We start from the raw sequence: 3,617 nt of genomic DNA, 5'->3' as shown, positions 1-3,617 counted from the left end.
GGGGGAAGCTGGCCCTTCAGGGGGCCCCAGTCGTTGGGGTCGGGGACGCCCGGCGGGAGCATGGTGCGGCGCTTCGCGCCGCCAGTCTCGGCGCCCTCGCCCGGCTCCTTGGCACCGGGCCAGGCCTTGGCGACACGGGCGGCGAGGACGAAGTCCTTGCGCAGCGGGTGGCCCTCGAAGTTCTCGGGCAGCAGCAGCGGCACGAGGTGCGGGTGGTCGGTGAACACCACGCCGAACATCTCGTGCGTCTCGCGCTCGTGCCAGGACGCGCCCGCGTACACCGTCACGGCGGACGGCAGGCTCGGCGCGGTGTGCGGCACGGTGGTGCGCAGCAGCAGCCGGCGGACCCGGTGGCCCTCCAGCGCGACGACGTGCGCGCAGATCCGGAAGCCGGTGCCCGGCTCGTCCACGGCGCTCAGCCAGTCGAAGTAGGTGCAGCCCAGCTTGTCGCGGGCGATCTCCAGCGCCGCGATCCACGAGCCCACGGGCACGTCCACGGTCAGGACGTCGTAGGAGGCCTCGGCCAGGGCTTCCTCGCCGAAGATCTGCGAGGCGGCGTCGGGGAGGGAGTCGTAGAGGTTCATGCCGCGTCCCCTCCGTCCGGCGACGCCGCGCCGGACGGCGCGGCCGGGGGCTGGACCAGGCCGCTGGTCAGCTGGGCGGTCGAGGGCCGGCCGGCCGGTGCGTAGCGGGCGGCCAGGGACTCGCGGGCGATCTTCTCCTGGAGCTTGAGGATGCCCTGGAGCAGCGCCTCGGGCCGCGGCGGGCAGCCGGGGACGTAGACGTCCACGGGGATGATCTGGTCGACGCCCTTGGTGACGGAGTACGAGTCCCAGTACGGGCCGCCGCAGTTCGAGCAGGCGCCGAAGGAGATGACGTACTTCGGCTCGGGCATCTGCTCGTAGAGCCGCTTGACGGCCGGGGCCATCTTGTCCGTGACGGTGCCCGAGACGATCATCAGGTCGGCCTGCCGCGGGCCGGGCGCGAACGGGATGACACCGAGCCGGATGAAGTCGTGCCGGGCCATGGACGCCGCGATGAACTCGATGGCGCAGCAGGCCAGACCGAAGTTGAAGACCCACAGGCTGTAGCGGCGGCCCCAGTTCAGGACCACCTTCATCGGCTCGGGGGCCAGCCGGGAGAGCACGCCCAGGCGCCGCGGCTCGGGCAGCAGCTCGCTGCGCCCGGCGTCGCCGGAGCCGGCCGCCGCGCCCTGGGCGGCTGTGGCCCGGGCGGCTGCGGCTGCGGCTGCGGCTGCGGCTGCGCCCTGAGGGGGCACGTCCTGAGGTGTCACGCCCATTCGAGGACGCCCTTCTTGTACGCGTAGAGCAGGCCGACGGCGAGGAAGCCCAGGAAGATGAACATCTCGACCAGGGTGGTGGCGCCGTAGCCGGCGGCGGCGAAGACCGTCGCCCAGGGGAAGAGGAAGATCGAGTCGACGGCGAAGATGACGTAGAGGAACGCGTAGACGTAGTAGCGGACCTGGGTGTGCGCCCAGCCCTCGCCCACCGGGTCGACCCCGCATTCGTACGTCAGCAGCTTCTCGGGGGTCGGCACCACCGGCCGCAGCAGGCGGCCCGCGCCGAAGGCCACGGCCACGAAGAGCACACCGAGAACCGCGAGCAGGCCGACGACCGAATAACTTCGGAAGTAGTCCGCCGCGAGCACGGTTACGGTCGATACCGATGGTTCAGGCACGTCCGTTCCTCGCTCCCTGGCCACTGTCGACGATCTGTTACGCACGGGAGTCTAGGGCCTGCCTCCTACCGGGTGGGGTTATCCCCCGTTCACCGGGACAAGGGCACCCCATGGCACGAGGGGGGCGGGGTTGGCAGGCTGTCGGTCATGACCGCGACGAACTCCGCGTACGACCCCGACCGGCCTCCGCCCGTCCGCCCTGTCTTCAGTGTGGTGACGTGGCAGGAAATCTGTCACCTGTTGACGAACCTGCCGATGTCGATCATCGGGTTTGTTTACACCGTGTTCATGATTTCGGTCGGGGCGGGACTGTCCGTGACCGTGGTCGGGCTGCCGCTGCTGGCGTGCGGCCTGTGGGGGTCGCGGCAGCTCGGGCGGGTGGAGCGGTGGCGGGCGCGGATGCTGCTCGGGACGCGGGTCGAGGAGCCGACGCCGCTGCCCGGGTCGCGGCGGGCCGGCGGGTTCTTCGGGTGGCTGTGGGCCTCGCTGAAGGATCCGGTGGCGTGGCGCGCCACGTTGTACGGGCTGGTGCGGCTGCCGTGGGGGGTGCTGACGTTCACGGTGGTGCTGGCGGGGCTGTTCGTGCTGTGGCCGGTGCTGCCGTACGTCGTCCGGGGGCTGGTCTCCGTGGACCGGGCCATGGTGCGGGGACTGCTGTCGCCGTCGGACGAGCTGGAGCGGCGGATCGCGGAGCTGGAGTCGGACCGGGGCGTGGTGGTCGACACCGCGGCCGCCGACCTGCGGCGCATCGAGCGGGACCTGCACGACGGGGCGCAGGCGCGGCTGGTGGCGCTGGCGATGGGGCTGGGCCTGGCCAAGGAGAAGCTGCTGGAGGACCCGGACGCGGCGGCGGCGATGGTGGACGAGGCGCACGGGGAGGTGAAGCTGGCGCTCCAGGAGCTACGGGACCTGGCCCGCGGGATCCATCCGGCGGTCCTGACGGACCGGGGTCTGGACGCGGCGCTGTCGTCGGTGGCCTCGCGGTGCACGGTGCCGGTGCGGGTGGAGGTGGATCTGCCGGCGCGGCCGGCGGAGGCGATCGAGGGGATCGCCTACTTCACCGTGTCGGAGCTGCTCCAGAACGTCAGCAAGCACGCGGGGGCGCGCAGCGCGAGTGTCGAGGTGTGGCGGTCGGGGCCGAGGCTGTTGCTGCGCGTGTGCGACGACGGGCGGGGCGGGGCCCGGCTGGACCGCGGCTCCGGCATGGCGGGGCTGGCGGAACGGCTCGGCGCGGTGGACGGCGTCTTCGTCGTGGACTCCCCCGAGGGCGCCGGCACCACCGTCACGGCGGAACTCCCTTGGCGCGACCGCCCTACGACCCGAAGCCGAGCCTGACGACGCGAAGCCTGGGCCCGGCCGGCCGCCCAGGCCCGGCCGCCCAAGCCCGGCCAACGGACCGCGGCCGCCCGAAGCCCGGCCGCCCAGGCCCGGCCACCGGACTCCTGCCGCCCGAAGCCCGGCCGCCCAAGCCCGGCCAACGGACCGCGGCCGCCCGAAGCCGAGCCTGACGACGCGAAGCCTGGGCCCGGCCGGCCGCCCGAACCCCGGCCACCGGACCCCGGCCGCCCGAAGCCCGGCCGCCCAAGCCCGGCCGCCCCGGCGCTCCTGGCGGGGCTCCTCCCGAGGGAGGGGCCCCGCTTCCGTTTGCCCGGCCCCGGCGGCGACGGGGTGGGGTTAACCCCCGGGCGGGACGCCGATGTGCTGGATGGTCCGCGGAGGGGCCGGGCGGACAGGGTGGAGGTACGGAAAACGGGAGCGGACGGAGTGAGGGACGGGTGGAGGGCATGCAGACCACGGGGACGGGGAGCTCACGGCTGGGACGATCCGCCGGCCGGACGGCGCTCGGAAGGCCGCAGGGCGGCGGCCTCGGGGCCGAGGGCTCCCGCGGCACCTTCACGAGCCGCGGCTCCGGGGGCGGG

General features: G+C 73.7%; 4 protein-coding genes. 1 reads left to right on the top strand and 3 read right to left on the bottom strand.

The window, feature by feature from the left end; genetic code table 11:
* The 3 genes from EF918_RS33800 to EF918_RS33790 all read right to left on the bottom strand — a co-directional run.
* Positions 1-584, bottom strand: a 584-nt coding sequence (locus EF918_RS33800; RefSeq protein WP_148141318.1) for an NADH-quinone oxidoreductase subunit C, incomplete at its 3' end; no start/stop codon positions are given.
* Positions 581-1,300 (bottom strand): NADH-quinone oxidoreductase subunit B, encoded by a 720-nt coding sequence (locus EF918_RS33795; protein WP_260610932.1) that lies wholly within the window; start codon positions 1,298-1,300, stop codon positions 581-583. The genes EF918_RS33800 and EF918_RS33795, both read right to left, overlap by 4 nt.
* On the bottom strand, positions 1,291-1,698 hold the full coding sequence (locus EF918_RS33790; RefSeq protein WP_260610931.1) for an NADH-quinone oxidoreductase subunit A: 408 nt from the start codon (positions 1,696-1,698) through the stop codon (positions 1,291-1,293). The genes EF918_RS33795 and EF918_RS33790 overlap by 10 nt, the downstream gene beginning before the upstream one ends.
* Positions 1,699-1,845: 147 nt before the next feature.
* Between EF918_RS33790 and EF918_RS33785 the strand changes: the two genes are divergently transcribed.
* Entirely contained in the window at positions 1,846-3,033 is a 1,188-nt protein-coding gene (locus tag EF918_RS33785) for a sensor histidine kinase (protein WP_125652707.1), read from the top strand.
* Positions 3,034-3,617: the final 584 nt, after the last annotated feature.

The sequence above is a fragment of the Streptomyces sp. WAC06614 genome (assembly GCF_003949795.1).
In the GTDB taxonomy this organism is placed as follows: Bacteria; Actinomycetota; Actinomycetes; order Streptomycetales; family Streptomycetaceae; genus Streptomyces.
This window is presented reverse-complemented; position numbering and strand designations above follow the sequence as displayed.